The sequence below is a fragment of the Oceanospirillum beijerinckii DSM 7166 genome, assembly GCF_000422425.1.
In the GTDB taxonomy this organism is placed as follows: domain Bacteria; phylum Pseudomonadota; class Gammaproteobacteria; order Pseudomonadales; family Halomonadaceae; genus Oceanospirillum; species Oceanospirillum beijerinckii.
The window spans coordinates 1-4,393 of the sequence record NZ_AULT01000089.1 but is presented as its reverse complement, the minus strand read 5'-3'; the positions used below and the strand labels follow the sequence as shown (position 1 = coordinate 4,393).

At 37.1% G+C, this 4,393-nt stretch carries 7 protein-coding genes and 1 pseudogene; 7 read left to right on the top strand and 1 reads right to left on the bottom strand.

The window, feature by feature from the left end:
* From H579_RS26475 to H579_RS0118370, 6 genes and pseudogenes are all read left to right on the top strand, one after another.
* On the top strand, window positions 1-621 hold a 621-nt coding region (locus H579_RS26475), incomplete at its 5' end, for an RHS repeat-associated core domain-containing protein (protein WP_051227876.1).
* Between the two features lie 13 nt (window positions 622-634).
* The gene (locus H579_RS26470) at window positions 635-937 is read left to right on the top strand and encodes a DUF7716 domain-containing protein (RefSeq protein WP_157834657.1); all 303 of its coding nucleotides are present in this window, start codon (window positions 635-637) and stop codon (window positions 935-937) included.
* Window positions 938-1,055: 118 nt separating this feature from the next.
* Entirely contained in the window at window positions 1,056-1,469 is a 414-nt protein-coding gene (locus H579_RS0118380; protein ID WP_028301882.1) for a hypothetical protein, read from the top strand.
* Between the two features lie 831 nt (window positions 1,470-2,300).
* Window positions 2,301-2,423: pseudogene (locus tag H579_RS30160) on the top strand (HNH endonuclease); the annotation flags it as partial.
* Window positions 2,424-2,534: 111 nt separating this feature from the next.
* Window positions 2,535-3,041: an SMI1/KNR4 family protein gene (locus tag H579_RS0118375; protein WP_028301881.1), complete on the top strand. Its 507-nt coding sequence runs from the start codon at window positions 2,535-2,537 to the stop codon at window positions 3,039-3,041.
* A 169-nt stretch (window positions 3,042-3,210) separates the two neighbouring features.
* Window positions 3,211-3,723, top strand: coding sequence for a hypothetical protein (locus H579_RS0118370; protein ID WP_157834656.1), 513 nt, complete (start codon window positions 3,211-3,213; stop codon window positions 3,721-3,723).
* A 131-nt stretch (window positions 3,724-3,854) separates the two neighbouring features.
* Here H579_RS0118370 and H579_RS29940 read toward each other — a convergent pair whose 3' ends face one another.
* Window positions 3,855-3,989, bottom strand: a complete 135-nt coding sequence (locus H579_RS29940; protein ID WP_281167071.1) for a hypothetical protein — start codon at window positions 3,987-3,989, stop codon at window positions 3,855-3,857.
* A 99-nt stretch (window positions 3,990-4,088) separates the two neighbouring features.
* Here H579_RS29940 and H579_RS28755 point away from each other — a divergent pair.
* The coding region (locus tag H579_RS28755) for an RHS repeat domain-containing protein (RefSeq protein WP_157834655.1) at window positions 4,089-4,393 on the top strand (305 nt) is incomplete at its 3' end.

The window sequence follows — 4,393 nt, the reverse complement described above, 5'->3', positions numbered from 1 at the left end:
AGCCCGGATACCCAGCGTTATTATCAGGAAGAAGCCGCAAACGACCCGGTGACCTGTGACCTGAGATACCAGGGCCAGATCTATGATTCAGAAACCGGACTGTACTACAACCGCTTCCGTTATTATGATCCTGAAATAGCCCAGTACCTGACACCTGATCCGATAGGTATGGCGGGTGGCTTAAGGCCGCAGGCATATGTGCATAACCCGGTGGATTGGGTCGATCCGCTGGGGCTATCCGAAGTTGACGGTAGTGGTAGGCCGCTTTCTAGCCCTCACTATAGTATATGGTATCAAACAGAGATTCCTTCAGGCCTCTATAACGCAAGCAGGCCTAAACACTTTCAGAACGCGAATGAACAGTTATATTATGAATTAGAAAATAATCCTGAATTAAAAGCTATGTATCCTGATGAAGTTGTTAAACATGTTCAGCCTGGCCCTAGAGGTAAATTTAACCGTAATAGCCCACCAAACCATACTTGGCATCATAACTCTCAGGATCCAACTAAGGTTGAGTTAATACCTAGAGCACAACATAAAGCTCCTGGCCCAGTGCAACAGAGCCTTCATCCTAAACAAGAAGGTGGGTTTAAAAAATTACAAAAAAATTGTAGTTGATAGGATATAAATTATGAAAAAAATTAGCATTAGAGATTTACTAAGTTCACCTGATGAAATACCTGAGGGATGGTTTTACTTGTCTTCAGATAGAATGACATGGTCTATTAATTCTATTGGGATTTTTCCCGATGAAAATATTGAAGAAGAAGTAGATAATATAGAGGAAGACCCTAACTGGATGGTAACCTTGGATAATGCAACAATAGAGGATTTGGTTGAAAATCTAACGATGTCAGTTGGTAAGCCCACTATTGAAGAACTATTTGAAGCGTTTTTGTTTTATTTTGATAATGATGCTTTTATTGATAAATAAAAGAGACTCCTTGACGTTGGATGTGGATTTATTGATATGTATCTACCTTGATCCCGAGCTGAGCATATAATCAGCCCATAAATAAAATCCACACCCAACGTCGAGTAGCCAGTAAAATATGAAAATATTTCCTGAGTTAAATAGTTTTTCTATTATATCTATCAATGAACTTGATTGTGCAATCTGTGACAAAGAGATAGGGCTGGACCTTTTAACTTATTTGAGGGAAATAGATGTAAATAATGAGTTAATTAACTCAGGGGGGATTATTCCAATATTTGATGTGGAAGATGGGTTGTATGAAGTTGATGTGACCATTCATACAGAGCTGTCTTCTGATTTTAATATTCATACCTCTGGCCTGTTAGGCATTTGTGGAACTGGATATTTGGCTGCTTATAATTCTAAAATGTTAATAGAAAATGGAAAGATGTTTGTGATAAAAATAGGTCCTGGTTATTATAAGTTGAAGTTTTCAGTTGATTCTGAAAATGAAGTTATTAACGTTAGTTTATATCCTGCCAAAGTTTGAACTTTTTATTAAATTTATTTTTTGACGATAAAATTAAATATCTTAGAGAGTTGTTAGAGACACAGTATGATTTCTCGTTTTTAGGGAAATTCTGGCTAAGTGCCTTTTGGAATTTCCCTTATCTTTAGTATCAAAGGGTTGTAGGGGGATTCCAAAATACAGGTTTTCATTAGGTGAGCATTTACTGAAATTATTGCTAATTCATGAAATATCTTATCAAAGAGTAACTTTTTTACAGGACTGCATAATTCTATTAAGCCATGTATCTCTCAGAAACACATGGCTTAACTCATTGCGTTTACCCTTGGGTTTTAACTACGGCATCCAGCATTGTCTGAATATCCGACACCTCTTTCAGCATACCCTCTATAATTTGTTAATAAATGAGAAATAGTTAAAATGAAGTATAATTTAACTGATGAAGGCGTAGAGTGCGTAATTAATATTGGTGTTAATAAATAACGTCACGGTTATTTTTATTGATGTGAAAACACCCAATAAAGACTGTGACGTATGGATAAGTGAGATTAATCGGTGTTGGTCTCTATCTATGGTGGATTTAAAAGATCAAATATCAAGCTATTTAAATAGGTTCTTCGACGTTGCGTGTGGATTTGATTGACGGGCTGATTATCTGCTCAGCTCAGAATCAAGGCAGATTCTGCCCTGTCTCTCTGCCACGCTTCACACTCGGACTCAGGCAAGGACTACTCGGGCTTTCAGCCCTGTGTTCCCTCAGGCCTGCTTTCTCGCTTATGTGGAGAACTGGTTTTGCGAGGCGACGATGACGAGCAGATATAGCTCAATAAATCCACACCTAACGTCGAGGAGCCATCTAAAAACACATGGCATCATCGTGAAAATGGAACAACTATGCAGGAAATACCTAAATCAGTGCACAAAAAATTCACTCACATGGGGGGAGTATCAAAAATTAAAAAATCATGTGACTAGTTTTTTGTATATTTAGTTTGAGGGGGAGGGTAATAAATATTATTAGTAAATCAATGGGTTGCGTATATAAATCAATCGATTGGATCATGTAGTTAAATAGGAGATGTAAATATGCCAGTATTAGTTTCTGATGGTATTGAGGAGAAAGATGTTCATGCAATTGAACATGACTTAGGTTTTTCTTTTTATGATGATTATAAAGATTTTTTGTTGGCTTTTAATGGCCTGCTTATAATTGACAATAACTACTGCGAAATACCTTTTTCTAAAGTTGATGATGGCTTTATTTCATTTCAAGAGCTTTATGGTCTTGGATTGAGCAATAATGATCTTGACCTTATTAGTAATAATAAAGAGCTTTCTTGTGAACTGACAAATATTAAGTTACCTTTGATTATAGGTGGCGATCCAGGAGGTAATTTCTTTTTTGTTGACTATGGGACAGATGAAAGTGTTTATTACTGGGATAGATCTCATATCCATTTTGATGGGAATGAGGATATTAAAGAATTTGACGAATGTGGCAATGCATATATTGTTACACCTAATTTCAAGGATTTCTATGAGCTTGTATTGAATAATATATCTGGCAACTCAGAGTTTAAAAAAGGGATATAGCCATTTTCATATAAAGTTTTCTGTATATTTTAAGCATGACAACTATTGAGTTGAAATTTCTTGTTTTAATCTTCTTCGAATGCCTGATATTAAAAGATAAATAGACAGTGTATTTTTCTCTTTTATGTATAGGGCTAAACTAAAGTTTATTATGAATCAAAGGTTTGTTTTGGCCCCATTGAAAATCACCCTTACTGATGGGTTTCTTTGCGGGTGCGATGATTATTTATGTCATTATGAATCTGTTTTTGATAGAGATTCAGCTATTAAGATGGCTTTTAGTCAAAATATTTCAGAGGAATTTTATATTTGGCAGGATATCATTGATAATGCTGCGGCAGAATTTTTTAATAATGAAATGTTTGACGAGGCAGAAACCTTTTTATCTGATTATGAAGAATTATTCTCTGAAAAAGAGCATAGATTTAATATTGTGAACCGGAAAAATAAAGTTTCAGGGAATAATGATGATCTTATTGACTTTATAAATGAAGTTGCGGGAGATGTCTTTCAATGGTTAAAGTTTGTATCCATAAGTCGATATATTTTTGGTGATAGCTCTGGAATTTTAGATGAAATATATGATGTTTGTGAGAAGGGGTTATTCCCATGTGGAAAAAGAGTAACTGGAGAGTTAGTTGTTTTTAATCCAGCTTTACTGAAATGTCAGACAAATAAATAGGGTTCCTCAACGTTAAATATGGATTTATTATTGCCTCATAAATTGGCCAGCTTTGAATGAGATAAAATATTGTTTTTTTATTTAATTAAGCCATGTATTTATAAGAAACACATGGCTTAATTTATTGCGTTTTACCCCTGAGTTTTAACTACGGCATCCAGCATAGTCTGAATATCCGACATCTCTTCCAGCATATCCTCTATAAAGTAAGATGCTCCTAAAGCGTAACCGTTCATTCTGACATAAGAAATAAAGGACAGGCACATTTTTCTCTTTGATTTTTAAGGGAATTTGAGCCTGTCCCCACAGAAACCCCCCCCGAAGGCAACACCACACAGCTGGACTGGAACAAAGTCTGCCAGCTGATGCAGGTGCAGACGAACCAGCAACTGCCGGTCTCCTTCCGATACGACGCTCAGGGCCGGATCAGCCAGCGAATCAGTCATCAGGAAGAGGGTACACCAGACCTGATCCGTCGCTGGTTCTATCACGACAGCAGTCCGCGCCCGGCCCGTATCCAGTGGGAAGATGGCACGGAAAGCCAGTTCGAATACGATATTGAAGGCAACCTGATCCGCACCACCAACCCCAGAGGTGACAGCCAGCATTATCAGTACGGTGCCTTCGATAAACTTATCCAGTCGACAGACCCGCTTGGAGCATCCACCTT